The following is a 21,900-nucleotide window of genomic DNA, read 5'->3' on the forward strand; positions in this document are numbered from 1 at the left end:
GGCGCGTGCTCGGGGCTGGCAATCTCTGCCAGCTCGCGCGCGCCAGGGCTTTCGGCCAGGTCGAGGTGGGTGGCGTAGGGCATGTGTAGGCTTACAACCAGTCGGCCACCAGCAGCTGCGCCGCGCCGCGCACATCGTTGCTGACCACGGCGGTGCCCGCGGCGTTTTCGATCAGCTCGTTTTCGAGCAGCTTTTTGGCCTGGAACTGCAACGCGCCCGGCACCACCAGCAGGTTGGGCCGGATACCCAGCGGGCGGCCACCATCGCCGGTGCGCGTGCGCATGGCCGTGAGGGCGGCCTTGAGCGTTTCCGCGGTCAACGCCTCGTTGCTGGCATAGGCCAGCTGCCAAAAACCGTACCCGGCGTTGCGGCGGGCGTCTACGCCATAAACAAATTGCTTGGCGCGGAAAACGTTGTCGTCGGTCTCGGCCGTCATGGCGACAAAGTTGTCGGCTTTGCGGGTTTGATAGATCAACGGCTTGAGCGCGCGCGTGGTGTCCAGCAGGTACCACACGGTGCCGCTGCCGTCGCCAACAGCGTTGGCCTGGTTGGCCTCTTTGCCCTTGTCATTGAGCACCTTATGCTGTGTGCCGAAGAATGGTTGACCGTCATAACACAGGTCGGCAAAGCCGCCCTTGAGTAGGCCAAACACCAACTGATCAGGGTGGGCGGCGGCGGCGCGCCCCATCTCGGTCATCAGCGGCGAATAGACGCCGTAGTTGTCGTCTTCGATGGCCTCGCGCGGCACGCCGACCGTGAGCTCGAACGACTTGTTTTTAACGGTGTAACCATGGTTGGCAATGGCGTGCACATGGCGGTCGCCCAGCCATTCGCGCAGATTGGGCAACTGGCCCAGCCAGCCGTATTCCTGCGCCGCCGTGCTGCTGGGCACGGTGGTGGCGATCTGGCCGTACTGTGTAGCAGCTTGGCCGAGGCCAGATTTGAAAGCGCCATTGAAGGCGGTGAACAGGGTTTTGAGGTTGGCGTTGTTGACCAGCATGTTGTGTCCGTCCTTGAATCAAAATGGTTGTTGGGCGCGTCAGCCGATGCGCACCCAGACGCCAGCGTCATCGATGTCGACCACCACGCCCGCCTTGACAGCGCCCGACAGGGCCACGGTCTGGTCGTCCACGGCGAATGCGTCAGCGCCGATGTCCTGGCGCGCGATGGCGTCGCCGTCATTGGCGAAGCGGAACACCCCCAACTTGCCCTGCACAACGGCATCACCGTTGGCGGCGTCGGCGCGCACGCGCGCAACGGCGCGCACCACGCCGCCGGAGGCACCAGCCGCCGAGACGGCCAGCCCGGCGGCAAGCACATACATGCCGCCCGCGTAAATCAATGCATCGGCGGCCAGCGGGTCGGCCACCAGGTCGCCTGCGCGTTGCGCGGTGGCACGGTCTTTATCGAGTGCGGTCATGTGTCAGCTCCTGTTATTGATTAACCCGCTTTGCCCGTGGCGAACGCCTCGGGCGTGATGCCGCAGGCGGCAGCCACAGCCAGCTCGTCGGCGGTAAGGTTGGGCTTGGTGTCGCCACCGGCCCCGCCATTGGCGGGCGACCTGCCCTGTGTTTGCGTACCCGCCAGCGCGGCCACGGGCGTGGCGGTCTTGAGATAACCGGACAGCGCGGCCACATTGGCCTTCCCCAGATCGCGCGCCCACTGCTCTTGCGCGGGCAGCAGGCGGCCATCGGCCAGGGCGGGCGCGATGAGGTCATCCACGTCGCGCGCCTGCTGGCGGGCACTGAGCGCGGCCAGGTCGGTCTTGAGTTGATCGACCACCGCGGTCGGCACGTACTTGGCCGGGTCGGGCTTGACGGCATCAGCTGCCGCCGCTGCCGCCACGGCAGTTTGCAGGCTGGCGCAGGCGGCCGCCACGGCATCAGCCGTAGTGCTGTCGCCCAGCTTCAGGCCGGTGCGGGCGGCGTCGGCCTGGGCCTTGAGTGCGGTGCAGGCGGCGACAGCCGCGTCTTCGGTGGATTCGGCAGGCAGGCCGATGGCCGCCAGCAATTTATCAGGCAAGGGATTCACAGTGGTCTCCGGTGGTTTGGGGGTAAAAAAGTGGCGCGAGGCCGCGACGGCCATCTGGTCGAGCGCCTGCATGCCGGATATGGCGGGGTTGTTGGTGAGCGCGCCCATGAGCACGCGCAGCACCTCGCCAGTGGTTTTCGCAAACTCGAATACGGGCGAAAAGTAGAGGTACTCCCTGGCCTCGATCAGCGCCCGCGCGCGCGGCGTCAGCTCGGCCACGGCAAACAGGCCGCGCCCCTCGATCCAGCGCAGGCCGTGAATGCGGCCCGCCGCGGGCGCGAGCTGGCCGTTGTTTGCGGCGCGCAGAGTTTGATGGTCGTAGTCGATCACCAGCGGCTGCGATGGGTCAAATTCGGCGACCACGCGCGCGGCAATCTCGGCGTTGATGCGCCACACCGGCGTGTCCATAGGGCGGCCATCGTTGGGGCCAAAATCGCCCGCGGGCGTGACTTGCAGCAACCACCGACCACCCTCAACCACCTCGGGCGAGGCGGGCAGCAACGCAAAACATGCGGCGATGGCAGCGGAGGCGGCAAGGTGTCCAGGCATGCAGCGATGGTCGCGCGACGCGCCCCGCGCAGCCAACTAAAGCGCTTTAGTTTTTAAAGCCAAACAAATCCGGGGTGTGCGCCCGCGCCCGGCGCGTGGCGTAGGCGGCCTGCACATGGTGCTGCTGGTCGTAGTTCAGGTGGCAGCGCTGGCACCAGGCGCGCAGGTTGGCGCGCGCGCAGTTTTCGGGCCGGTGGTCGAGGTGGGCCACGGTGAGCACCACGCGCGAGCCGGTGACCGGGTGCGGCTGGCCATTGGCGGCGCGGCAATCCGGGAAGTCGGGGCTGCCCTCGCAGCAGTCGCCTGCCTCGGCGCGCACCGCGGCCGAGATGGCCCGCCAGTTGGCTGGGTAGCGCGCTTTGTTTTCGGGGCGGATGGGCATGGTGCGTCAGCCCCGTCCAGGCTCATCCAGCCCCGGCAGCTGCCCCTGTCGCTGGGCAAAACGGGCGCGCTGCCAGGCGTCGACAATCTGGCGCACGCGCATCTCGGTCAGGCCGTACTCGGCGGCCAGTTGGCGGTAGTTGTCGCCGCGGAACTTGCCGCACATTTCGCGGTCGCGCGCAGACAGGTGCACGGCGATGCCTTTGGCAAGATAGGTTGCGCGCCCGCCCATTTGCTCAGCCAAGTACTGCAGCTGCATACAAGCCTGCGCAGCCCACGCCTGCAGCTGCCGCAACCAAGCGCCGGTCGGAGCCTTGGCACCGCAGCGCGCGTCGGCCAGCACCAGCGGCTCATACAGACAACGCGCCACGTCACGCATATCAGCCGTCAAGCCATCGGGCAGCGCGGCCTCCAGCACGGCGGCTTCGGCCTCGGTCATCCAGCGGCGTGGCGCGGTCATGGGTCAACGCACCTCGTGGCCGCGCTTTTGCCAAAGCTTGAGCGCCTCGATCACAGCATCCAGTTGGGCAGCGGAGCAAAAGCGCAGCGCGCTGGTGCCGGTCTGGCGCTGCACAAAACCATCCAGCGCGCGGCTGTCCTTGTGGCGCACGATACCGCGCCGCGCCATATCCAGCCAGATGGCCCACACCTTGCGTTCGCGCGGACTGGCCGCGGCGCGTTTTTGGGCAAAGGCGGCGCTGCGACCGGGCTGGGCAACCCCCATACGCTCAGCCAGCTTTTGCAGATGGTCGCGCACCTGTTGCCGCTGCGTCGGCGTGCAGTCTTTGCTGCTGCGCTGGCCGGTGAGCTGCAGCAGCAGCGCACGATAGTCGTCGTCGGCCATCGACAGGCGGCTTTTGAGGGTGTGGATGGCGGCAATCAGGCCGCCGCCGCGCCGGGCCAATGGCGCTGCCCGCGCGGCATCTCCAACAGGGCGGCAGGATGTGGCAGTTTTGGTTTTCATGAGCATGGTTGGCATCGCTGCATGGTCAGGCCCTAAAAAACGCACAGAGGGCCGGATTTAAAAAACGGCTGGCGCTGGAGGGCACCGGCCACACCGGATACGGCCCCTTCGTCACCGCCCGCCCCTGGCGTGGCCCACGTGCCATGCGCCGCAGTGCGGGCATTTGTAGGCGTTGAGGTAGCCAATGGCCCCGCCGTAGGCGCGGCGCAGCTTGGCGATGGCGACCTTGGCCCCGGCCTCGCTGGGGTGGCGTGCCTTGCGGCCGCATTGATTGCGGCGGATGCGGCGCTTGCTGCTCACGGCCCTTTCCTCCAGCCGCGCGGGCGCGCCCAGGTGCAGAGGATGTAGGGCGTGTTGCCCCACAGCATCTTGACGACGCGGAATTTGGGATCGCCCACGATGCTGGCGGCCAATAGCACCACGCCGGTTTTTACCTCGTCAAGGCTGCCGTCGTTCAGGTTCGCGAGTGGCCGCCAGCCACCGCCCGTGCAAATCTGGATCTGGCGCATGGTCAGCCCCCCGCCTTTGCCTCGCCACTCAGGGCATTTACCAGGTCGTGAACCATCTTTCGCAGCTCGCTGATATAGATCTCTGCGTCCGCATTAAAGCGGTCGGCCTCTTGTTCGGGGTCTGGCCCATCGAACCCGCTGTCCAGCAGCCCCGCCTTTTTTACCGGGGGCGGCTCGGCCTTGGCCTGCTGCGGCGTTGGCGGGGGCCATTGCCGCCCAAGCGGTTGGCCGGGGGGCCGGGGCGGCTGATGGTGCTGGCAGATGGCCGTGGGGGAGGCGAAGAAGCCGCCCTTGGTGCAGGTGACGCTGAACCGGCCCGGGGTCTGCCTGGCCTCGGTGCGTGCAAAGGCGCAGTTGTGGCAGCCGTCGCGGGCATAAGGCGGCTGGTAGCCCATGCCGCGCATGGCGTTCTGGATGCTGCTCATGCCGCCGCCTCCGCATCCCTGGTGGCCTCGCGCACGATGGCGGCCACCATTTTCTGCACCGCGCCGTCCGTGCTTTTGATCAGTACGGCATCGGTGTCGCTGGCCACCGACGCACCCAGGCGCTTGAGGGTGCCGCCGTCCAGCAGGGCCAGCGCGGCGGCATTGACCCTGCGCTCGGTGCGGATCAGCGCGCCGTATTCGTCGCCGCTGATCACGCCTTTGTCAAGCAAGCCGTCGGCGCGCTTGATGAGCTGCTCGTCGCTGTCCCAGGTGATGCTGCCCTTTTGTTTTTGCAGCCCGAACTTGAGGCCATCGACCACCAGGGTGCGGGGTTTGTCAAAGCATTCGGGGCTGGCGCTGATTTGCCCGGCCAGGTCGTTGTGCAGCGCGCTGATGCGGCGCGCGGCGCGCAGGATGTCGGGCATGGCACCGCGCTCGATGGTGCTCATTTCGTCTTTCATGGCCTGCACCAGGGCGGCCAGCTTGTCGCGCTGTGCGGCGTAGTCGGCGGCTTTTTTGCGCATCGATTCAATGGGGGTGGTCATGGCGGCTCCGTTTAAAAAAAATGATTCAGCAACCCACGCCGTGGCTGGCGTAGCGTTTGTGGTCGTCGGCACCGGCGCGCAGGATCGCGGCGGGCGGCGGTTGCCAGGCGGGCCCCATGCGGTCGATGCGCGGCGCGGGCGCGCGCTGGCCGGTGTAGGGCGCGGGCCGCGCGGCCCGGTCACCGGGGCGCAGCGGCAGGCGGTCCACTTTGGGCAGCACCGCCAGCGCGGCGGCGGTCAGGCACACTACGCGGGCCGGGCGGCCCACGGGCTGGCGTACCAGCTCGCCCGTTTCCTCCAGCCAGCCGAGATCGATCAGGCGGGTGAGCGCGTTGGCTACTTTTTTGGCGTCCCAGGTGGCGGGCACTTGCGCCAGCAGGCGCGGCGCGTCCGCCGTGCCCAGCACATGGGCCACGCGCACGATGTGCTCCAGGCCGGGCAGCAGGGTTTGGGGCGTCCAGGTTTTTTTGCGCATGTCAGGCCCCCGCTTGCACGGCCACCGCCAGTAGCGCCAGCAGCACGACCAGCACCCACGTGGCCACCTCGTGCCATGTGACGGACGGCCTTTCGGGGATGTCGATGGGGTTGCGCCAGGCCGGGGTTTTGAATGCCTCGTCGGCGGTACGGGCAAAGCGCTTGGTGGTGTCGGGGCAGCCGTGGCCGCACACCGTGCGCGATTGGTTTAGGCCCTGCGGGCGGAGGCGGCTCATGCTGTGCCCTCCTGGTTGGCGGCGGCCCCCAGTACGCTGGCCCCCACGCGGCAAGCTTGCGGGAAATGGCACAGCGCCCAGAGGATAGCGTCGCAGGTGCTGGCGGCGGCGCGCACGATGCGGCGCTGTTCGCCCAGACAGGTAATCGTGATCAAACAGGTGTGCATGGTGGTGTGCATGGCGCGGCCCTTATCAGCAGGCGGCGATGACTTGCGCATCGACCTTGGGGTAACTGGCGGCGGCGGCGGCGTTCATGGCGCGGGCGACCAGGTTGTTGACGACGAGCGGGTAACAGGTGCTGACCGCATCGCCCGGCTTGCCGCCGCGCGGCGCGCGGATCAGGCGGGCGCGGATGGCGTTGTAAGCGTCAGGCTCAAACACGTCTTCGGGCTTGAGGCCAAAGCGGGCGAACTTGTGGGCGATGTAGCCCTCAAGATCGTTGTCGAGCGGGGGCAGATCGATCACTTCGCAGCGCTGCATCACTTCGCGTACCTCGGGGTTCTGGCTGTGCAGCACGCGGCGCAGCTCAGGCTGGGCGATGAGGGCCACGCCGATGACGCGGGCCATGCCGTCTTTCAACTCCAAAAACCGCTTCAAGTGCTTGAGCGTGGCCAGGGGCAGGCAATGCGCCTCTTCGATCAGCAGCAAGTGGCGGCGACCAGCGCGGCGGCTGTCACGCAGCAGCTGGTGCAACTGGGCAAAACGGGCCTGGGGGCTGGACTTGATTTTGACGTGGGGGTCGAGCGCGTAGGCAATGGCCTCGGCAATATGGGTGGCGCGCAGGGTCTTGCCTTTGGTGTCGGTGGCCTCCATGGCCAGCACGTAGGGCCTGATGATGAGCACGTCGCGCCCCTCATCGATGAGGCGCTGCTCCATCTCTTCGGCCAGCGTGGTCTTGCCCGCGCCGGACTCGCCCACCAGGGCCCCAAAGCCGTGGTTGTTGGCCGCATCCAGCAGCGCGGCGCGGGCGTAGCGGATGGCGGGCGACTGGTAAACGTCGTCGCGCGACTGCACGTCGTCGACAAACGGGCTGCGCGGCAGGCCAAAGTGTTTGAGCGCCGCCTGGGTGACGGGTGTGTTTTGCAGTAGCATCGGGTCTTCCTTCTCGGTTGGGTTTTGGTTGATTTCGACTGGGCAGGGAACCGCCTCGCAGGCTGCAACCTGCGGGGCTTTTTTTTGGGCGGCTGGCAGCGCGAGATCGCGCAGCTCAGCGGTGGTGGCACTGGCGTTGCGCAGCGCATCAACCACGGCGGCGCGGGCGGCCGCGGGCTTGCGCTTGGGCCATTCGCCGCGCGCGACCAGGGCGTTGACGGCGGCGCGGTTCAGGCTCGATGCGCGCGCCAGCTCGCGCTGGCTCAGCTCGAGGCGGGACATGGTGGTGGCCAAAGTCATTGCGGCGCGCCTTCCATGGCCAAGCCCCGCCGGATCAGGTCGGCGTTTTCAACCAGGTAGTCCGCCACGCCCTCGCTGTCATCGGACGCATCAGCAATGCGGGCGATGGCCATCACGCAGGCGGCGACCATGCACCTAAAGGTCAGGTCGGATTCAAGTAGCGCACCCAGCACCCGCTTTTCGAGGTGGGCGAGAGCGCGCTCCGCAGATATAAACTCTTGCTGATCCATGGCTGATTCATCCAGCGGATTCGTAGTCGGCTTCACCGGCGTCCTTTCATTCATTCGCAGCCCCGCCGACCACGCGCAGACCTGCGCGGACGGTGAGGCGGTGCTGCAGGGTGTCCAGCTGGTCTTCTGGCACGCCCTCGGGGTGCCAGGCGCGCAGCTGGGTGACGCGCTCTTTGGTCATGGGCACGCCACGCTCGACCATGGCGCGCGAGGCCTCAAAATGGGTTAGCAGGCGGGCCACCCGTTCGGCGGCGCGGTGCTCGGTGATTTGCTGCGTGGCCACAGGCGCGGCGGGCGGCACGATCCGCGCAGGCAAATCGGCCTGACCCAAATGCGAATGGGCTACAGCCCCCTTGCCGCCGTTGAGGTGCGAGAACGGGCGCGCATTCTTTGATTTAAGCGCTTCGGCATCGTCGAGCGCAGTGCCTTCGCCCCAGGTAACTTGCGCCAGACGTTTGGCTACTTCTTGCGCCGCGGTGTGGGGGGCCTGTTGCCGATTTATGCCAATAACAGGCGACGCCAGCACGCGCCCCAGGTGGTCAAACTCACGCACTGGCTCCACCTCGATAAATCTCTTTTGTCCATCGGCAGCGGGCAGCAGCACGCGCAGTGCACAGTCACCCATTAACAATGGCGTCAGCACCAGCTTTTGGCCGTTGTAAATGTCTTTGGCCCAGGGTTGCAGGTCGTATAACTCACTGCGGCCCGACTGTGGGTGCACAAAGCTGATGCGCCCGTCACGCACCTGACGGGTGTGCTCTTTGCCGGTCATAAACCAGGCGCACACCTGGCGTGACGGCATCTCGACCAGTGCACCAGGAGTCTGCAAAATCAGGCTCCACATATCGTCGCGCACGCGGCGTTCGCCGTCATCGCAGCGCACGCGGGCATCGATATGGCGGATGGTGTTGGCGTTGTAGTCGCGCACCCAGGCAGCGGCGGCGGCGTTGAGTTGCTCGACGGTTTGCACCGGCTCGGCGCGCAGGCGGCTTTCAAACTGGCGCTCGACGATGTAGTTTGCGCTTTCAACCCCGCCCTTAACCCAAGCGTGGTGAGCAGCGTGGGTTTCATGGTTAACACCCAGCGCGTCGAGTAGACGCCTGATGCCGTGACTGGTGTTGGCACTGCCCTTGTCCCACAGCAACATCTTGGGCACGCCATGGGACAATCGCCCATCTACCTTGCCCCAGGTGTGCATCAAGAAGTCGAATAGGCTGGCCTGATTTTCGCCTGCAGCCTCGAAGTAGCGCACATCGATACTGCGGCTGGCGTGGTCGTAGCGCGTGTAACGCCACACCTTGAGCTTGACGCGCTCCATGGCCACAGGCTTATTTTTGTTGAACTGCGCCTCGTCCATGATCATCTGACGCCCCCCCATGTAGAACAGCAGACACAGCGAGGGGTCGATCTGGTGCACGTGGTTGGGATGCAGGCTGCGCAGGCGCAGGTGGTTGCGCGCGCTGGCCTGCGTCTTGATGTCCATGCGTTGCGCGCGCAGCAGCGCGGCCACCCGCGAGTCAGACACGTTGACCTCAAAGCCGTTTTGCGCGGCCACATCCATGGCCACGCCTATGGGCTGGGTGCTGTGGCCGCGCGCGTTTTGCCGCATGCTGACCAAGCGACTGGCAGCGATAAAAGCTAGCGTGTCGTCAGGCAGGCGACTGCGCCCCTTGTCGCTACGTGATTTGCGCTCCGGTTGATAGCCCGCATACAAGCGCAGCTTGCGGTACACGGTGGCTGGTGTGCCGGTTTTATCGGCCAAATAGGCGCGTATCAAGCCCCCGGCCTGACCGTGAGCGGCGGCCAGCAACTGGTCGCGCAAGGCGCACAGCTGAACAACTTCGTCGGAAGACAAGGCGGGAGGCATGGTGGGCTTTCAGGTTTGGATTTGCCCTTTGGCGATGGCGGACACGCGGGCGGCGTCGTACTGCGCAGCGGCCAGTGCGCGGGCGACGCTGTCCAGCGCGCCGCGCATGAGCGCCAGCGAATCCACCGCACCCATCAGACCGGGCATCTGGTCTTCAATCACTTGAGCGGCGCGCAGCGCATTGGCGGCGTGCACAGCGATCTGCCAGCCCAAACAATCCAGCTCGCTAGGGGTCTGCATGCGTCAAACTTCCGCGACAAAAGCGCCCAACGTTTGGTCAAACGTGCCGCGCTCGCGTGCCAGCGTGCGCTCGGCGCGAGCCAGGGCCTGCTCGTACACGTCGGCCACATGACCCAAAGCAGCCTCGAAGCGGGGCTGTTCGTCGCCCGACAGATCCTGCGCCTTGGCGAACAGGGTGATGCGGCAAGTCTCCAGCTCGCTCAACGCCTGGGCCAGTTTGCGGCCTGCGGCGGCGACCTGGTCGGCGACGGGCACCAGTGCGTCGGGCCAGTCGGTCAAAGCCACCACCTTGCGCGCGGCCTTGAGGTCGACCACCTCGCTGTTCAGCTCTTGGTTGACGGATTCGAGGCGCTTTTTCTCGTCGCGCGTCTTGCGCACGGCCGCGCGCAGCTCCTTGACGGACATGCGGGCGACGTCGTCGAGGGCGAGCTCGCCGGTTTGGCCCAGCTCGGCCAGCTCCTTGGTCTGCTCGTCGTCCAAAGGCAGCAGCTCGACCAGCTTGGACACGCCCGCCGACTCCAAATGCCGCGACGTCGCGGTATTTGCAAAGCGCCGGGTCACGGCCATGTAGCGCTGCGCGGCGTCCACACCGACTTCAAGACGCTCCAGAGCCGGCAGAAAGGCGCCATGCTCGCACCCCTCCTTCAGCAGCAGCAAATAACCGCCCAGCTCAAAGATGGCCATACCGATGCGGCGGATGGCGTCCTTGGCCGAGTTCTCCAGCACAGCGGGTTCGGTGGAGCCCTGGTAGTTGAGCTGGCGCGCCAGATCGGCGACGGCTTTTTCCTGCGCGACGGCGAGGTCTTGGCCGATGGTCATGCGCTCGGCGACGGCAGGCAGAAGTTCTGCGGTTTCGGCTGGGGCTGTCTTCTTTGTGGCTGTGCGTGCCATGGTTTCCTCGGTTGATGGTTGGGTTGTTGGTTGATGGGTTACTGCCCGGTCAGCGCACGGCGCTGGTCGTCCAGGCGGGTTTGCAGGCGATCCAGGTCGGCGGTCACGCGGAAGGTCAAGCGGGTGAATGCGGGCGTGGGGTAAAAGCGCCCGGTCTCCTCGCTCTTGCGCGCCCAGCCTTTGACAATGAGTTGAGCCATGGCACGGGTGATGTTGGGTGCGCTGGTGTTGGCAGCCCGGGCCAGCTCGGCGTTGTTGGCGCCGCGCGCGGCGTAGCCGCACAGGGCCTCCAGCACGTCGAGCGTGCGCAGGGTGAGGTTGCGGTCGTCGCTCATGAGAAGTCGAGCTCCGGCTGGACGAAGACGCTGACGTTGAACTGGTGATGCGCCACGCTCTCCAGGTGCGCACGCAGGGCCTCCAGGACCGGCTGGGCGTCGGCCGCGCCGTTGCTCTTGTAGAAGTCGCTGAGCAGCTGCACGGCCTGCTGGAAGCCGGTGCCGAGCTGCACCAGGTCTTGCTCTTCGGCGGGCTTGCCTACCGGCATGTCGACGGGCAGGTGGCGGCCTGAGGCGGCCAGCCAGCGGCTGGGCAGGTTGATGCCGCAGGCTGTCTCGAACGCGGGGATCAGCACGAAGGGGAAGCGGCCGCTTTCCACCCATTTGTAGAGCGCCCAGTGATCGGGCAGGCCCATCTGCTCGGCGATGCGCTCGATGCTGAGGTTGCGCGCCTCGCGGGCGTGCTCTTTGCACTTTTCGAGCGCGTCGCGACAACTGGTAGGTTGGTACCTCTTCCAAAAATTTCGGCGGGCTGGCGTGATGCGGGAAGTCATGGTCGGGGGCCGTCCAAACAAAAAGCTGGCGTGGGGCTGGGCTGGCGGCGGGCGGGCGGCAACAATGGGCCGGTCGAGGTCAACCAGGAATGATTCATGAGCGATACCGATACACAAGATCTGGCCGGGCGCATTGATGCGCTGGGGCAGGCCATGCTCCGGCTCTGTGCCGGGCTTGAGATGAAGGGGGTCATTGACGGCCCCCGGATGTGCGCCGCGTGGCGTGCGCGCCGGGTTCCGGCCGGGACCGACCCGGCGCTGGAAGAGGCGTGCCTGCGCACACTGGGGCAGATGGCCGACGAGCTGGATGCGGCGCGCGAGGTGCGCCGATCACGGGCGCGTCCGTGAGCAGGCCCCAGGCGTCGGGAGCGCTGGGAGCGGGAGCAGGCAGTGTAGGATGCTGCAGAGACATCGCGGCGCGCCGGGGTCAGTCGTTGACGGGCAAGCCAAGGGCGACGCGCACGTCGCGGCCTTCGCCAAAGTTGCCTTGGCGCAGGCCGCGCACGGCGTCGCTGACGGTGCGGTACTTGAAGCCGTTGGCGGCGGCCCAGCTCTTGAGGGTGTGACCCTCGCGGCGCAGCCGGTGCTTGATCTGGTTGGCTGAGGGGTGTGGCGCGGTGTTTTGCATGTCTGGTACCTCGTGGCGGCAGTCGCTGCGAGTGGCTGGGTTTGGTTGTTGATGGGTGCGATTATTTCGCCACTTGGCGAATTCGTCAAGTGGCGAAATGAATTTTTTTGAGATGCCGAAAAAACCAGAGTTGTCCGCAGAAGACCAGGCCTTGCGCGCAGCGTTTGGTCGGCGGGTGCAAGAGGCGCGCAAGGCGCTCGGGCTCAGGCCGGAAGAGTTCGGCGCGATGGGCGGCGTCAGCATGCCGCACCAGTACCGCATTGAGGCGGGCGAAAGGACTGCCGACGCGCTCTACGTGCTGCGCCTCGTCCAGCGCCTGGGGCCGGGTGTTGTCGGCATGTTTTTTGGCGGAGCGTCAACAAGTACCGTGGCGCCGGAAGCGCCCGGCCTGCACATGAACCAAATAGGCGACGGCACACAAATTGGCCAGGTAGGCGGCAGCGTGCGCATCAACGCCACCGCCGGGGAACGAAAACGCAAAAAATGAAGGTGACGAATGGGGCAGAAAAATAAAAGCAGGGGGCTGCTGGCGCTGATTGGGCCGCTGATGCGCAGGCTGGGCTGGCGGTTTAAACAAAGCGGCAACGGCACGCAGATTGGGCAGGTGGGTGGCGGCGTGACGATCAACCACTACCATCCAAGCGCCCATCACGACGCGGCCAGCGATGTGCTGGCGCTGCTGGACGCGCTGGAGCCCTATGGCAAGCGCGAAGCGATGCTGGACTGGATGGAGGGCAAGTTCGGCACCCGCTGGGTGGTTAAATTGGACGATGTGGCGCTGCGCCGCATTTGGGGCTATGCCCGCACTACACTGGGCCGCGCACGTTGGACGGAGCGCCAGAAAAATGCCAAGCGATCACGATCCATTTAATGGGAGAGCAAGGATGAAACATTGCACTTTGTTTTTTGCCGCCACGCTGGTGGCCCTGCCTGCTGCAGCGCAGGTATACAAGTGCCCCGATGCCAGCGGGCGCACAGTGATCCAGCAGATGCCGTGCGCGGGCGGGGCCGAGCTGGATGTGAGGCCAGCCAGCGGGCGGGCGCCTGTGCCTGCGGCGGCAACTGCGGCAAGTGGTGCCGCCAATGCTGCGCCAGCAATGACCGAGGCCGAGCGCATCAATGCCGCCACAGATGCCAGCGCGCGCAAGCGCCGCATGCAGGATTTGCAAGAGCGCGAGGTGCCGCGCGCGCGCAGCGCCATGTACGCGCACCGCGACGCCTGCAAAAAACAAATCGCAGACCTCGATGCCGGCCAGTACAAGTACCGCCAGAACCTGTATGGCAAGACCCACGCCGCGCAGGTGGCCAGCGAGAAGGCCGCCGTGTCGGCGCAGTGCGACACCAAAGACCGAGAGCTAAAAACCAATTTTGACGCACTGCTGGCCGAGTGCAGATCCCTGGGCGGCTGCGCCAGCATCACGCCATAAGTTCCGTGACCTTGACAGCCCCCGTTGGTGCTGGTGCGTGGCACCGCCTGGGGCTTTGGCGACGTCGCAACGAAATCTCGCGCAGCCCTGCGTTGCTGGCACTAAAAAATAAAACGCTTTAGTTGGCGCACTGCGCACGCGCGCGGCACAGTGGCGCATGACCGATCCGCGCCCGCAATCCGGCGAACGTTGCGCCACATGCACTCATTTTTCAACAGAGCGCTCTGAGCTGGCCGGGCACGGGTTTGGTCACTGTTCGTACCTGCCCACTTATCGATTCTTAAGCGAGGTGGTGGCGCGGTGCACCTTTTACCCAAGCCGCTGGAGGCCGCCTCATGCCAAACCCATTAAAAACCCCGCTGCGCCTGTGGCGCATGACTGACTGGCTGCTCGCCACGCTGGCGTTGCTGGTGGTGGTGTGGCTGATGGCCCCGCACCAGCTGCCGGTGAGCGTGTACAAGCTGAGTCTGGTGACTATGGCTGCGGTGGTGGGCTACTGGATTGACCGCTCGCTTTTTCCTTACGCGCGGCCCGATATTTTTTTGGCGGGCGAGGCCAATGCAGAGCCGCTGCCCGATGCGGCCGCGGCGGAGTGCGGCACCGATGATGTGTGCGTGCTGGCGGTGGCCGATGGCAGCGGCCCGCAACTGATGGCGATGGCGATGCTGAGGCGCGCGATCATCGTGGCGGCGGCGATGCTGGCGATGGGCTTGGGGGCTTGAAAATGCAGCATCCCCCTGTGTCGCTTGCCGCGCCTTCCCCCTTCTGTTGCGCGAAGGGGGACACCGCTGGTGGCCGGTACAAGCCCGGCCACGGCGGTCGCTGGGTTGGCCTGCTCTGCGGTCTCCTGATGTGTTTGATGCTGGCGGTGTCTTGCGAACCCGCGCACGCCCAGGTGCCCCCGCAAGCCGCGCGCTACAAGTTGACGCTGCTGCGCGAAGCGCACAGCCAGTGGGGGCTGGATGCGCCGGTGGCGGCCATGGCGGCGCAGGTGCACCAGGAGAGCGGCTGGCGGCCCAGCGCGGTAAGCCGCGTAGGCGCGGCGGGCATGGCCCAGTTCATGCCTGCGACGGCGCGCTGGTGGTGCCAGCGCACAGACACCTTGGCGAGTGACTGCGCCCCCACCAACCCCGCCTGGGCGCTGCGTGCGATGGTGGGCTACGACCTGTTTTTGTACGGGCGCGCGCCAGATCGCTTTGGGCGCTTTGACCGCCTGTGGTTAGCCTTGCGTGGCTACAACGGCGGTGAGGGCCACTGGCAGGCAGAGGCGCGCGTGGCAGCCGCCGCAGCAGCCCGCGCCGCTGGCGCGTCTGCTGGTGGGCTGTCGTTGCCGACGCGAAGCCAGATTGACGGCGCGTGCGGCACGGCCCGCCGCGCGCGCGTGCACTGTACCGAAAACTTGGGCTACCCGAATCGAATTTTGCTGGTGCTGCAGCCGCGCTATGCGGGCTGGGGCAATGCCTGGGGGCCACCGCGATGAGCAGCGCCTATGTATTGGCGGCCAAGGCGCTGGCGGCGTTGGCGCTGGTAGCGGCGCTGGTGTTTGGCGCGCGCGCGTGCCAAGAGCGCTACCGCGAGCAGGGCCGCGTGCAGGTGCGCATGCAGTGGATCGAGGCCGACAAGGCGCGCGGGCAGGCCGAGCGCGAGGCGCTGATTGCCAGGCAACGCACCGAGCGCCAGAAAGAGCAACGCATGGCCCGCGAGGCCGAGGAGAAAACCCGTGAAGCCGCAAAACGTGAAGACCGCCTGCGCGGCCGCATTGCTGTGCTTGAGCGCACTGGCAGCGGGCTGCGCGGCACCATCGCCCGGCTTGATGCCGCCAGCCGCGCCCGACGTGCCGCAAGCACGTGCCCCGCTGCCGATGCCGAAGCTAATGATGCGGCCCGCGCCCGAGGCTTACTTGCAGCGTGCGCAGAGCGACATACAGCAATGGCAACGGACGCTGGACAGCTCGCCCACCAAGTGATGGGATTGCAAGACCACGTGGTGGTGGTGCAGCCGGAGGCGGCGGCGCTGATTAAACAATCAGAGGTGGATTAATGCCTGTGCAATTGGATATTTGGCAATTGGTGTCGTTGGCCATCACCGCTTTAGGGGCCAGCGCCGCAGGCGGCAAGCTGCTGCTGATGCAGACGCAGCGCCACCTTGATCAGCGCTTTGACGCGCAAGAGCGCCGCCTGGACGATCTGGACAAAGCACGCAGCAAAGAGGCCGACCGCTGGCACCAGGTGGAGCGCGAGCTGCTGACCTTAAAGGCCGATTTACCCATGCAGTATGTACGTCGCGAGGATTACGTGCGTGGCCAGAGCGTGCTGGAGGCCAAGCTGGACGCGCTGGGCAGCAAGCTGGAAACCGCGCAGTTGCGCGCGGCATCGGGAGGTATAGATGCAACACGTTGACACGGCGCGGGTGCGCCGCGAATCGCTGCGCTGGCTGGTGGTGCTGACGCTGAACAATGCGCGACCGCTGGGGGCGATGGAGTCGCTGGTTTTGTCGGTGGCGCAGAGCGAATATCCGGACGCGACGCAGCTGGAGCTGCGGCGCGAGCTGGACTACCTGGATGACCGCGAGCTGGTGCGCGTGGAACGCCGCCCCGACGGGCGCTGGCACGCCGAGCTGACGCGCTTAGGCGTGGACGTGGCTGAATACACGGTGGACTGCGAGCCTGGCGTGGCGCGGCCCGTGAAGTACTGGTGACGGGTGGCCAACGATGCCACGCAAAAGCCACATCAGCCGCCTGCCGGGCGAGGTGAAGAGCTATATCGAGGCGATGCTGGCCACGGGCGCGCAGACGCTGGATGAGCTGATCGCGGACCTGCAAAACCGATTCCCGGCTGAGGCGTCGGCGGGTACGCTGCCGAGCCGCAGCGCCGTGCACCGCTATGGGCAGAAGCTGGACCGGCGACTGGCGGCGATCAAGGCGAGCACGGAGGCGGCGCGCCTGATCAGCGAGCAGGCTGGCGACGATAAAGACGCCCGCAGCGAGGCGCTGACGGCACTGGTGCAGACCGAGCTTTTCGAGGCCATTTTGGCGCTGCAGGAGGTGGATGAGCCGCCGCCGGAGGGCTGCTCACCGGAAGAGGTGGCTGCATCGCGGGTGGACTTGCTCAGTAAGGCCGCCAAGAACATTGCCACGCTGTCGCGCAGCTCGGTGAATCTGAAGGTGTTTCAAGCCAAGGTGGAAGAGGCCACGCGCCAGAAGCTGCTGCAAGAGCAACGCGCCAAGCTGGACGAGCTGGGTAGAACAGGCGATGTGCCACCGGAGGTGCTGGCGCGCGTGATCAAGGCGGCCTATGACCTCTGAGCCGATCGCGCAGCCAGCCCTGCAGCTGTACCCGTACCAACGCGCGTGGGTGCAAGACGATGCGCGTTTCAAGATCGCTATGTTCGCACGGCAATGTGGCAAGACGTTTACCAGCACGCTGGAACTGGTGCTCGATTGCGTGCGCGCCGAAGCCGCCGGGCAGCGCCGCCGCTGGGTGATTTTGAGCCGTGGTGAGCGTCAGGCGCGCGAGGCCATGAACGAGGGCGTGAAGCTGCACCTGCGGGCGATGCAGGCGGGCTTTAAAGAATTTGAAACGCCGTTTGATGCGAACGTGCGCAGCCTGGAGGTGGAGCTACCGGGCGGCAGCAAGATCACGGCGCTACCGGCCAACCCGGACACGGCGCGTGGCTTCAGTGCCAACGTGTTGCTGGATGAGTTTGCCTTTCACCAGGACAGCCGAGCGATCTGGCGGGCGTTGTTCCCGGTGATCAGCAAGCCGGGGTTGAAGCTGCGCGTGATCAGCACGCCGAACGGCAAAGGCAACAAGTTTTTTGAGCTGATGACGGGCAAGGACGACGGCTGGAGCCGCCACAGCACGGACATTTATCAGGCGGTGCGCGACGGCCTGCCGCGCGACATTGAAGAGCTGCGCCGGGGCGCGGGCGATGAAGACCTGTGGGCGCAGGAATTTGAACTGAAGTGGCTGGATGAAGCCAGCGCCTGGCTGAGCTACGAGCTGATCAACGCCTGCGAGGATGACTTGGCGGGCCTGCCGCAACACTACACGGGTGGGCCGTGCTATGTGGGCGTGGACATTGGCGCACGCAATGACCTGTTTGTGATCTGGGTGCTGGAGCAAGTGGGCGACGTGTTTTGGACTCGCGAGATCATCGCCCGAAAGCGCGCTACTTTTGCCGAGCAGGATGCGTTGCTGGACGAGGTGTTCGGTCGCTATCGGGTGCTGCGCGCCTGCATGGATCAAACGGGCATGGGCGAAAAGCCCGTGGAGGATGCGCAGCGCCGCCACGGCACGAGCCGTGTGGAGGGCGTGCTGTTTACCGCCCCCAACAAGCTGACGCTGGCCACCGGCGGCAAAGAGGCGTTTGAAGACCGGCGCATTCGCATCCCGGCAGCGGACAACGCGCTGCGCGCTGACCTGCACAAGCTGCGCAAGGAGACCGGCCCCACGGGTGCGCCGCGCTTTGTGGCCGAGAGCGACAGCGCGGGCCACGCCGACCGCACCTGGGCCGGTTTTTTGGCGCTGAACGCGGCAGGCGGCGCGGCAGCGCCGATTGACTACATCCCCGTACCCACGAACGCACGGGGCTTTGACAACCGCACGCAGGAAAGCGTGGGCGACGGCTTGTCGCAATTGGATTTTGAGCTGCCTGAGCAGGGTGGCTGGTAGGAGCCGAGCATGGGGCTGATGGACTTATTAAACAGCGCGGGCAAGCTGCTCAAGCGCGAGGCGCTGGCCGAGCCACAGACTGCGCACATGCAGCACTTGCAGCGCGAGCTGCAGACGCACCCGACGCGCGGTCTGACGCCAACGCGGCTGGCAAGCATCCTGGATCAGGCCGAGAACGGCGACATGCTGGCGCAGTTCGATCTGTTTGAGGACATGGAAGAGAAAGACGGCCACATTGCCGCTGAGCTGGGCAAGCGTCGGCGCGCGCTGCTGGTGGACTGGCATTTGGTGCCGCCAGACAACCCCACGCCGCAGGAAAAACGCCTGACCGAACAGCTGACCGAGCTGCTGCTGCAGATCGACGATTTTGAGGACGTGCTGTTTGATGTGACGGACGGCATTGGCAAGGGCTTTGCTTGCCTGGAGCTTGAGTGGCACAAGCCCGGGAAATGGTGGGTGCCCAAGACGATCACGCACCGGCCACAAAGCTGGTTTACGGTGCATCGGGGCTACCGGCAGGAGCTGCGCCTGCGCAGCAACACCACGGTGGACGGCATTGTGGGTGAGCCGCTGCGGCCGCTGGGCTGGATCACGCACGTGCACAAGGCCAAGAGTGGCTACCTGGAACGCACGTCGCTGATGCGGCAGCTGGTGTGGCCGTACCTCTTCAAAAATTATAGCGTGGGTGACCTGGCCGAATTTTTGGAGATTTACGGCATCCCGGTGCGAATCGGCACCTACCCGACGAGCGCCAGTGAGAAGGAAAAGATGACGCTGCTCCGGGCGCTGGCGGGCATTGGGCACAACGCGGCAGCGATCATCCCCGAAGGGATGAAGCTGGACTTCAAGGCGGCGACCAGCGGCGACCCGGATGCGTTTGAGCTGATGATGGCCTGGTGCGAGCGCACGCAGAGTAAGGTGATTTTGGGGGCCACGCTGACCAGCGGGGCGGACGGCAAGAGCAGCACGAACGCGCTGGGCAACGTGCACAACGAGGTGCGTAAAGACCTGCGCGACAGCGACATCCGCCAGGTGTGCACCACTGTGACGCGCGACCTAGTGGCGGCGATGGCTGCCGCCAATGGCTTGCTGACGGACGGCGTAGCACGCTGCCCGGTTTTTTGTCTGGACGTAGGCGAGACTGAGGACATGGCGGCGTATGCAGACGCGCTGCCCAAGTTGGTGGGCATTGGGATGCAGATACCGGTGCAGTGGGCGCAGGAGAAGCTGGGCATTCCGCAGCCGGACGGCCAGGAGGCGGTGTTGGGGGTGCTTGCGCAGCCGACTTTCCCGCCGGAGGCCGCGCCTGGCACGGCGACTGCCAGTGGTGCGGTGCGCGCGCGGGCTGGCACACAGGTGGCGGCGCTGGCAGGTGGGCCGGGTGCAGCGCCCAACGGCGGCACGCCGCAGGCCACGCCACCGCTGGTGATGACGCCACAGGCGGTGCGCAATGGGCGCGCGCCTGCAGGGCGGTGGATTGAGCAGATCAGGGCGCTGGTGCAGCGGGCGCAGAGCCTGGAGGACATCCGCGATGGGCTGGCCGAGTTGCTGCCGGACATGAGCCTGGACGAATATGCCCAGGCGATGGCCGAGGCGCTGGCGGCCGCGCGCCTGGCCGGGCGCTATGAGGTGCTGCAGGAGGCCGGGGGCACGGGGGCGGGCCGTGGCTGAAGCGGCCTACGGCAGCCTGCCGTTTGCAGAGCAGATTGCGTTTTTCAGGCGCAAGCTGGACTTGCCAACGGAGGCATGGACCGACATCTGGGCGCAGGAGCACGATTGGGCGTTTGTGGTGGCGGGGGCCAACCGCAACGACATCGTGGCGGACTTTCGCGCGGCGGTGGAAAGGGCCATCAGCGAGGGCGCGTCGCTGGAGCAATTTCGGAAAGATTTTGACGCCATCGTGGCCAAGCACGGCTGGGACTACAACGGCGGGCGCGACTGGCGCAGCCGGGTGATTTATGAGACGAACCTGAACACCAGCTACGCGGCTGGGCGCTATGAGCAGCTGCAGGCTGCCCCATATTGGCAGTACGTGCACGCCGATTGGGTGGCCAACCCACGGCACGATCACCTGGCCTGGGACGGGCTGGTGCTGGCGCGCGGCGACCCATGGTGGGCGGCGCACTTCCCGCCCAATGGCTGGGGCTGCCAGTGCACGGTGCGCGGGCTGTGGCAGCGTGACTTGGAGCGGCTGGGCAAGGAGGCACCGGACGAGGCACCGGAGGTGCACATGGTGGACAAGCTGGTGGGTGTGCGCGGGCCGATGCCGCGCACGGTGCGCCTGCCGGTGGGCATCGATCCGGGGTTTGAGTACACACCGGGCAAGGCGCGGCTGGAAAGCGCGATGCCGCCGGAGCGGCCGCTGCCGCTGCGCGCGGGCAGCTCGGGCGGGTATGGTCTGCCCAATACCACCACGACCCTGCCAATGCCGCCGGCGCGGCCGTTTGATGCGGCACGGCTGCTGCCTTCTGATCAAGAGTCGCCTTACTACGCCGAGGCGTTCCTGGCGGAGTTCGGGGCCACGCTGGACAACCCTGTGATCTTTGAAGATGTGTTGGGTGAGCGTCTGGTGCTGGGCCGGGATCTGTTCACCGACAAGCGCACGGGCGGATGGAAGGATGCGAAGATGGGGCGCGGCCCCTACATGCCGCTGGTGGCCGAGACGGTGATAGAGCCCGACGAGATCTGGCTGCGCATGGAGTGGATCAAGCGGTTGAACAAAGCTGTGGTCAAACGGCGCTATATCGCTCGATTTGATGTAGAGGGTAAAACCGAACCTGGCGTGGTGGTGTTTGACTGGGGCGCAGACGGCTGGAGTGGTGTGACTGCGTTTGCGGGCAGCGGAACAGGTGATGTCGACGTCTACATCAACGACCAAAGGGTGGGCGTTCGGATCTACCGGCGGCTGACGCGCCAATAAAAAAGGCCAATTCGCTGCACCGCCTTGGCCGCCCGCGTATGAGTCGGTGTTGTGCAGAACTTTCTACGCGTGGGAATTGAATTATAGGGCTGGATGCCATGGCAGGTACACATTTTTCAATCGACACCAGTGGGTTGGAGCCTCTGGCCGCTCGGCTGCGTGGGCTGGCGACCATGGACACGGCGGCGCTGATGCCGCGCATCGGCGAACATCTACTGGCCAGCACGCGAAAGCGGTTCAGTACAGAAACCGCCCCGAATGGCGCGCCCTGGGCGGCACTCAAGCACCCCAGCCGCAAAAAGCATAAAAAGGACAAAATCCTGACGCTGCGCGGCTTCCTGCGCGGTAGCGGTTTACGCTACCAGCCGGAAAAACGGAGCGTGGCGGTGGGGACGAACCTGATCTATGGCGCCACCCATCAGTTTGGGCGGGACAATATTCCGGCGCGGCCGTTTTTGGGGCTGTCTGATGCTGATCGCGCCGAGCTGCTGGAGATCACGCTGGACTGGCTGCGCGGGCGGTAGACTTTGGCGTCGGGTGAACGGCCAAATTGGCCGAAAATTTCAATCGACCGTTTTTCCCACAGTGGAAACGGCGTTGCAGAATCTGTCCCGCCAAGTCCCCGCGTATCCCGGCAAGTCCCGCATTTATCTCGCCGCAGCGCGGGGAAATATCTCACTTCCTTTCAT

Annotated in this window: 35 protein-coding genes; 14 read left to right on the forward strand and 21 right to left on the reverse strand. The window is 65.8% G+C overall.

Features of this window, described 5'->3' with window-relative positions; translation table 11 throughout:
* Positions 1–91 precede the first annotated feature (91 nt).
* The 20 genes from ACK5NW_RS01490 to ACK5NW_RS01585 form a co-directional block, all read right to left on the reverse strand.
* A complete protein-coding gene (locus ACK5NW_RS01490; RefSeq protein WP_416818194.1) occupies positions 92–1,000 on the reverse strand; it encodes a Mu-like prophage major head subunit gpT family protein in 909 nt (302 codons plus the stop codon).
* Between the two features lie 39 nt (positions 1,001–1,039).
* Positions 1,040–1,420: a hypothetical protein gene (locus tag ACK5NW_RS01495; RefSeq protein ID WP_416818193.1), complete on the reverse strand. Its 381-nt coding sequence runs from the start codon at positions 1,418–1,420 to the stop codon at positions 1,040–1,042.
* 20 nt (positions 1,421–1,440) lie between these two features.
* Positions 1,441–2,580, reverse strand: a complete 1,140-nt coding sequence (locus ACK5NW_RS01500) for a phage protease (protein WP_416924481.1) — start codon at positions 2,578–2,580, stop codon at positions 1,441–1,443.
* A 46-nt stretch (positions 2,581–2,626) separates the two neighbouring features.
* Positions 2,627–2,962, reverse strand: a complete 336-nt coding sequence (locus ACK5NW_RS01505) for a hypothetical protein (RefSeq protein WP_416924482.1) — start codon at positions 2,960–2,962, stop codon at positions 2,627–2,629.
* 6 nt (positions 2,963–2,968) lie between these two features.
* Positions 2,969–3,421: a Mor transcription activator family protein gene (locus ACK5NW_RS01510; RefSeq protein ID WP_416924483.1), complete on the reverse strand. Its 453-nt coding sequence runs from the start codon at positions 3,419–3,421 to the stop codon at positions 2,969–2,971.
* Between the two features lie 3 nt (positions 3,422–3,424).
* Positions 3,425–3,925, reverse strand: a complete 501-nt coding sequence (locus ACK5NW_RS01515) for a regulatory protein GemA (RefSeq protein WP_416924484.1) — start codon at positions 3,923–3,925, stop codon at positions 3,425–3,427.
* 111 nt (positions 3,926–4,036) lie between these two features.
* Positions 4,037–4,225, reverse strand: a complete 189-nt coding sequence (locus ACK5NW_RS01520; RefSeq protein WP_416924485.1) for a hypothetical protein — start codon at positions 4,223–4,225, stop codon at positions 4,037–4,039.
* Positions 4,222–4,434, reverse strand: a complete 213-nt coding sequence (locus ACK5NW_RS01525; protein WP_416924486.1) for a hypothetical protein — start codon at positions 4,432–4,434, stop codon at positions 4,222–4,224. Before ACK5NW_RS01525 ends, ACK5NW_RS01520 begins: the two co-directional genes overlap by 4 nt.
* A 2-nt stretch (positions 4,435–4,436) precedes the next feature.
* Positions 4,437–4,859 (reverse strand): hypothetical protein, encoded by a 423-nt coding sequence (locus ACK5NW_RS01530; RefSeq protein WP_416924487.1) that lies wholly within the window; start codon positions 4,857–4,859, stop codon positions 4,437–4,439.
* The gene (locus tag ACK5NW_RS01535) at positions 4,856–5,404 is read right to left on the reverse strand and encodes a hypothetical protein (RefSeq protein WP_416924488.1); all 549 of its coding nucleotides are present in this window, start codon (positions 5,402–5,404) and stop codon (positions 4,856–4,858) included. The genes ACK5NW_RS01530 and ACK5NW_RS01535 overlap by 4 nt, the downstream gene beginning before the upstream one ends.
* A gap of 25 nt (positions 5,405–5,429) precedes the next feature.
* Positions 5,430–5,879, reverse strand: coding sequence for a hypothetical protein (locus ACK5NW_RS01540; RefSeq protein WP_416924489.1), 450 nt, complete (start codon positions 5,877–5,879; stop codon positions 5,430–5,432).
* Position 5,880: 1 nt separating this feature from the next.
* Entirely contained in the window at positions 5,881–6,114 is a 234-nt protein-coding gene (locus tag ACK5NW_RS01545; protein WP_416924490.1) for a hypothetical protein, read from the reverse strand.
* Positions 6,111–6,293, reverse strand: a complete 183-nt coding sequence (locus tag ACK5NW_RS01550) for a hypothetical protein (RefSeq protein WP_416924491.1) — start codon at positions 6,291–6,293, stop codon at positions 6,111–6,113. The genes ACK5NW_RS01545 and ACK5NW_RS01550 overlap by 4 nt, the downstream gene beginning before the upstream one ends.
* Positions 6,294–6,306: 13 nt before the next feature.
* A complete protein-coding gene (locus ACK5NW_RS01555) occupies positions 6,307–7,488 on the reverse strand; it encodes an ExeA family protein (protein ID WP_416924492.1) in 1,182 nt (393 codons plus the stop codon).
* Between the two features lie 14 nt (positions 7,489–7,502).
* The gene (locus ACK5NW_RS01560; RefSeq protein WP_416924493.1) at positions 7,503–7,772 is read right to left on the reverse strand and encodes a hypothetical protein; all 270 of its coding nucleotides are present in this window, start codon (positions 7,770–7,772) and stop codon (positions 7,503–7,505) included.
* 10 nt (positions 7,773–7,782) lie between these two features.
* Positions 7,783–9,603: a transposase gene (locus tag ACK5NW_RS01565; protein ID WP_416924494.1), complete on the reverse strand. Its 1,821-nt coding sequence runs from the start codon at positions 9,601–9,603 to the stop codon at positions 7,783–7,785.
* Between the two features lie 9 nt (positions 9,604–9,612).
* Complete coding sequence (locus ACK5NW_RS01570) at positions 9,613–9,843, reverse strand: hypothetical protein (RefSeq protein WP_416924495.1); 231 nt, start codon at positions 9,841–9,843, stop codon at positions 9,613–9,615.
* 3 nt (positions 9,844–9,846) lie between these two features.
* Positions 9,847–10,734, reverse strand: coding sequence for a hypothetical protein (locus ACK5NW_RS01575; RefSeq protein ID WP_416924496.1), 888 nt, complete (start codon positions 10,732–10,734; stop codon positions 9,847–9,849).
* 38 nt (positions 10,735–10,772) lie between these two features.
* The gene (locus ACK5NW_RS01580; RefSeq protein WP_416924497.1) at positions 10,773–11,069 is read right to left on the reverse strand and encodes a helix-turn-helix domain-containing protein; all 297 of its coding nucleotides are present in this window, start codon (positions 11,067–11,069) and stop codon (positions 10,773–10,775) included.
* Positions 11,066–11,563 carry a hypothetical protein gene (locus tag ACK5NW_RS01585; RefSeq protein ID WP_416924498.1) on the reverse strand — a complete coding sequence of 166 codons (498 nt, stop codon included), beginning with the start codon at positions 11,561–11,563 and terminating at the stop codon, positions 11,066–11,068. The genes ACK5NW_RS01580 and ACK5NW_RS01585 overlap by 4 nt, the downstream gene beginning before the upstream one ends.
* A gap of 96 nt (positions 11,564–11,659) precedes the next feature.
* On the opposite strand from ACK5NW_RS01585, the gene ACK5NW_RS01590 reads away from it, so the two are divergent.
* Positions 11,660–11,911 (forward strand): hypothetical protein, encoded by a 252-nt coding sequence (locus ACK5NW_RS01590; RefSeq protein WP_416924499.1) that lies wholly within the window; start codon positions 11,660–11,662, stop codon positions 11,909–11,911.
* 79 nt (positions 11,912–11,990) lie between these two features.
* Here the strand turns inward: ACK5NW_RS01590 and ACK5NW_RS01595 are convergent, their stop codons facing one another.
* Positions 11,991–12,191 (reverse strand): DNA-binding protein, encoded by a 201-nt coding sequence (locus ACK5NW_RS01595; protein ID WP_416924500.1) that lies wholly within the window; start codon positions 12,189–12,191, stop codon positions 11,991–11,993.
* A gap of 55 nt (positions 12,192–12,246) precedes the next feature.
* Here ACK5NW_RS01595 and ACK5NW_RS01600 point away from each other — a divergent pair, with 55 nt between their 5' ends.
* From ACK5NW_RS01600 to ACK5NW_RS01660, 13 genes are all read left to right on the forward strand, one after another.
* Positions 12,247–12,678 (forward strand): helix-turn-helix domain-containing protein, encoded by a 432-nt coding sequence (locus ACK5NW_RS01600; RefSeq protein WP_416924501.1) that lies wholly within the window; start codon positions 12,247–12,249, stop codon positions 12,676–12,678.
* A gap of 9 nt (positions 12,679–12,687) precedes the next feature.
* Positions 12,688–13,062, forward strand: coding sequence for a hypothetical protein (locus ACK5NW_RS01605; RefSeq protein ID WP_416924502.1), 375 nt, complete (start codon positions 12,688–12,690; stop codon positions 13,060–13,062).
* Positions 13,063–13,075: 13 nt separating this feature from the next.
* Complete coding sequence (locus ACK5NW_RS01610; protein WP_416924503.1) at positions 13,076–13,618, forward strand: DUF4124 domain-containing protein; 543 nt, start codon at positions 13,076–13,078, stop codon at positions 13,616–13,618.
* Between the two features lie 335 nt (positions 13,619–13,953).
* Positions 13,954–14,340, forward strand: coding sequence for a putative holin (locus tag ACK5NW_RS01615; RefSeq protein ID WP_416924504.1), 387 nt, complete (start codon positions 13,954–13,956; stop codon positions 14,338–14,340).
* 128 nt (positions 14,341–14,468) lie between these two features.
* On the forward strand, positions 14,469–15,098 hold the full coding sequence (locus tag ACK5NW_RS01620) for a transglycosylase SLT domain-containing protein (RefSeq protein ID WP_416924505.1): 630 nt from the start codon (positions 14,469–14,471) through the stop codon (positions 15,096–15,098).
* Complete coding sequence (locus ACK5NW_RS01625; protein ID WP_416924506.1) at positions 15,095–15,658, forward strand: hypothetical protein; 564 nt, start codon at positions 15,095–15,097, stop codon at positions 15,656–15,658. The genes ACK5NW_RS01620 and ACK5NW_RS01625 overlap by 4 nt, the downstream gene beginning before the upstream one ends.
* On the forward strand, positions 15,658–16,017 hold the full coding sequence (locus tag ACK5NW_RS01630) for a hypothetical protein (protein ID WP_416924507.1): 360 nt from the start codon (positions 15,658–15,660) through the stop codon (positions 16,015–16,017). Before ACK5NW_RS01625 ends, ACK5NW_RS01630 begins: the two co-directional genes overlap by 1 nt.
* Positions 16,004–16,315, forward strand: a complete 312-nt coding sequence (locus ACK5NW_RS01635; protein WP_416924508.1) for a hypothetical protein — start codon at positions 16,004–16,006, stop codon at positions 16,313–16,315. Before ACK5NW_RS01630 ends, ACK5NW_RS01635 begins: the two co-directional genes overlap by 14 nt.
* Before the next feature lie 13 nt (positions 16,316–16,328).
* Entirely contained in the window at positions 16,329–16,922 is a 594-nt protein-coding gene (locus ACK5NW_RS01640) for a phage protein Gp27 family protein (protein ID WP_416924509.1), read from the forward strand.
* The gene (locus ACK5NW_RS01645; protein WP_416924510.1) at positions 16,912–18,291 is read left to right on the forward strand and encodes a terminase large subunit domain-containing protein; all 1,380 of its coding nucleotides are present in this window, start codon (positions 16,912–16,914) and stop codon (positions 18,289–18,291) included. Before ACK5NW_RS01640 ends, ACK5NW_RS01645 begins: the two co-directional genes overlap by 11 nt.
* A gap of 9 nt (positions 18,292–18,300) precedes the next feature.
* Positions 18,301–19,962 (forward strand): DUF935 domain-containing protein, encoded by a 1,662-nt coding sequence (locus ACK5NW_RS01650; protein ID WP_416924511.1) that lies wholly within the window; start codon positions 18,301–18,303, stop codon positions 19,960–19,962.
* Positions 19,955–21,211, forward strand: coding sequence for a PBECR2 nuclease fold domain-containing protein (locus tag ACK5NW_RS01655; RefSeq protein WP_416924512.1), 1,257 nt, complete (start codon positions 19,955–19,957; stop codon positions 21,209–21,211). Before ACK5NW_RS01650 ends, ACK5NW_RS01655 begins: the two co-directional genes overlap by 8 nt.
* Before the next feature lie 98 nt (positions 21,212–21,309).
* A complete protein-coding gene (locus tag ACK5NW_RS01660; RefSeq protein ID WP_416924513.1) occupies positions 21,310–21,735 on the forward strand; it encodes a phage virion morphogenesis protein in 426 nt (141 codons plus the stop codon).
* Positions 21,736–21,900 lie beyond the last annotated feature (165 nt).

Source organism: Ottowia sp., from assembly GCF_047975795.1.
In the GTDB taxonomy this organism is placed as follows: Bacteria; Pseudomonadota; Gammaproteobacteria; order Burkholderiales; family Burkholderiaceae_C; genus Ottowia.

Excerpts from the sequence above, each read along its gene's own strand:
- ACK5NW_RS01490 (WP_416818194.1), bottom strand. The coding sequence starts at position 1,000 with ATGCTGGTCAACAACGCCAACCTCAAAACCCTGTTCACCGCCTTCAAT.
- ACK5NW_RS01495 (WP_416818193.1), bottom strand. The coding sequence starts at position 1,420 with ATGACCGCACTCGATAAAGACCGTGCCACCGCGCAACGCGCAGGCGAC.
- ACK5NW_RS01500 (WP_416924481.1), bottom strand. The coding sequence starts at position 2,580 with ATGCCTGGACACCTTGCCGCCTCCGCTGCCATCGCCGCATGTTTTGCG.
- ACK5NW_RS01505 (WP_416924482.1), bottom strand. The coding sequence starts at position 2,962 with ATGCCCATCCGCCCCGAAAACAAAGCGCGCTACCCAGCCAACTGGCGG.
- ACK5NW_RS01510 (WP_416924483.1), bottom strand. The coding sequence starts at position 3,421 with ATGACCGCGCCACGCCGCTGGATGACCGAGGCCGAAGCCGCCGTGCTG.
- ACK5NW_RS01515 (WP_416924484.1), bottom strand. The coding sequence starts at position 3,925 with ATGAAAACCAAAACTGCCACATCCTGCCGCCCTGTTGGAGATGCCGCG.
- ACK5NW_RS01525 (WP_416924486.1), bottom strand. The coding sequence starts at position 4,434 with ATGCGCCAGATCCAGATTTGCACGGGCGGTGGCTGGCGGCCACTCGCG.
- ACK5NW_RS01530 (WP_416924487.1), bottom strand. The coding sequence starts at position 4,859 with ATGAGCAGCATCCAGAACGCCATGCGCGGCATGGGCTACCAGCCGCCT.
- ACK5NW_RS01535 (WP_416924488.1), bottom strand. The coding sequence starts at position 5,404 with ATGACCACCCCCATTGAATCGATGCGCAAAAAAGCCGCCGACTACGCC.
- ACK5NW_RS01540 (WP_416924489.1), bottom strand. The coding sequence starts at position 5,879 with ATGCGCAAAAAAACCTGGACGCCCCAAACCCTGCTGCCCGGCCTGGAG.
- ACK5NW_RS01545 (WP_416924490.1), bottom strand. The coding sequence starts at position 6,114 with ATGAGCCGCCTCCGCCCGCAGGGCCTAAACCAATCGCGCACGGTGTGC.
- ACK5NW_RS01550 (WP_416924491.1), bottom strand. The coding sequence starts at position 6,293 with ATGCACACCACCATGCACACCTGTTTGATCACGATTACCTGTCTGGGC.
- ACK5NW_RS01555 (WP_416924492.1), bottom strand. The coding sequence starts at position 7,488 with ATGTCCCGCCTCGAGCTGAGCCAGCGCGAGCTGGCGCGCGCATCGAGC.
- ACK5NW_RS01565 (WP_416924494.1), bottom strand. The coding sequence starts at position 9,603 with ATGCCTCCCGCCTTGTCTTCCGACGAAGTTGTTCAGCTGTGCGCCTTG.
- ACK5NW_RS01570 (WP_416924495.1), bottom strand. The coding sequence starts at position 9,843 with ATGCAGACCCCTAGCGAGCTGGATTGTTTGGGCTGGCAGATCGCTGTG.
- ACK5NW_RS01575 (WP_416924496.1), bottom strand. The coding sequence starts at position 10,734 with ATGGCACGCACAGCCACAAAGAAGACAGCCCCAGCCGAAACCGCAGAA.
- ACK5NW_RS01580 (WP_416924497.1), bottom strand. The coding sequence starts at position 11,069 with ATGAGCGACGACCGCAACCTCACCCTGCGCACGCTCGACGTGCTGGAG.
- ACK5NW_RS01585 (WP_416924498.1), bottom strand. The coding sequence starts at position 11,563 with ATGACTTCCCGCATCACGCCAGCCCGCCGAAATTTTTGGAAGAGGTAC.
- ACK5NW_RS01590 (WP_416924499.1), top strand. The coding sequence starts at position 11,660 with ATGAGCGATACCGATACACAAGATCTGGCCGGGCGCATTGATGCGCTG.
- ACK5NW_RS01595 (WP_416924500.1), bottom strand. The coding sequence starts at position 12,191 with ATGCAAAACACCGCGCCACACCCCTCAGCCAACCAGATCAAGCACCGG.
- ACK5NW_RS01605 (WP_416924502.1), top strand. The coding sequence starts at position 12,688 with ATGGGGCAGAAAAATAAAAGCAGGGGGCTGCTGGCGCTGATTGGGCCG.
- ACK5NW_RS01610 (WP_416924503.1), top strand. The coding sequence starts at position 13,076 with ATGAAACATTGCACTTTGTTTTTTGCCGCCACGCTGGTGGCCCTGCCT.
- ACK5NW_RS01615 (WP_416924504.1), top strand. The coding sequence starts at position 13,954 with ATGCCAAACCCATTAAAAACCCCGCTGCGCCTGTGGCGCATGACTGAC.
- ACK5NW_RS01620 (WP_416924505.1), top strand. The coding sequence starts at position 14,469 with ATGTGTTTGATGCTGGCGGTGTCTTGCGAACCCGCGCACGCCCAGGTG.
- ACK5NW_RS01625 (WP_416924506.1), top strand. The coding sequence starts at position 15,095 with ATGAGCAGCGCCTATGTATTGGCGGCCAAGGCGCTGGCGGCGTTGGCG.
- ACK5NW_RS01630 (WP_416924507.1), top strand. The coding sequence starts at position 15,658 with ATGCCTGTGCAATTGGATATTTGGCAATTGGTGTCGTTGGCCATCACC.
- ACK5NW_RS01635 (WP_416924508.1), top strand. The coding sequence starts at position 16,004 with ATGCAACACGTTGACACGGCGCGGGTGCGCCGCGAATCGCTGCGCTGG.
- ACK5NW_RS01640 (WP_416924509.1), top strand. The coding sequence starts at position 16,329 with ATGCCACGCAAAAGCCACATCAGCCGCCTGCCGGGCGAGGTGAAGAGC.
- ACK5NW_RS01645 (WP_416924510.1), top strand. The coding sequence starts at position 16,912 with ATGACCTCTGAGCCGATCGCGCAGCCAGCCCTGCAGCTGTACCCGTAC.
- ACK5NW_RS01650 (WP_416924511.1), top strand. The coding sequence starts at position 18,301 with ATGGGGCTGATGGACTTATTAAACAGCGCGGGCAAGCTGCTCAAGCGC.
- ACK5NW_RS01660 (WP_416924513.1), top strand. The coding sequence starts at position 21,310 with ATGGCAGGTACACATTTTTCAATCGACACCAGTGGGTTGGAGCCTCTG.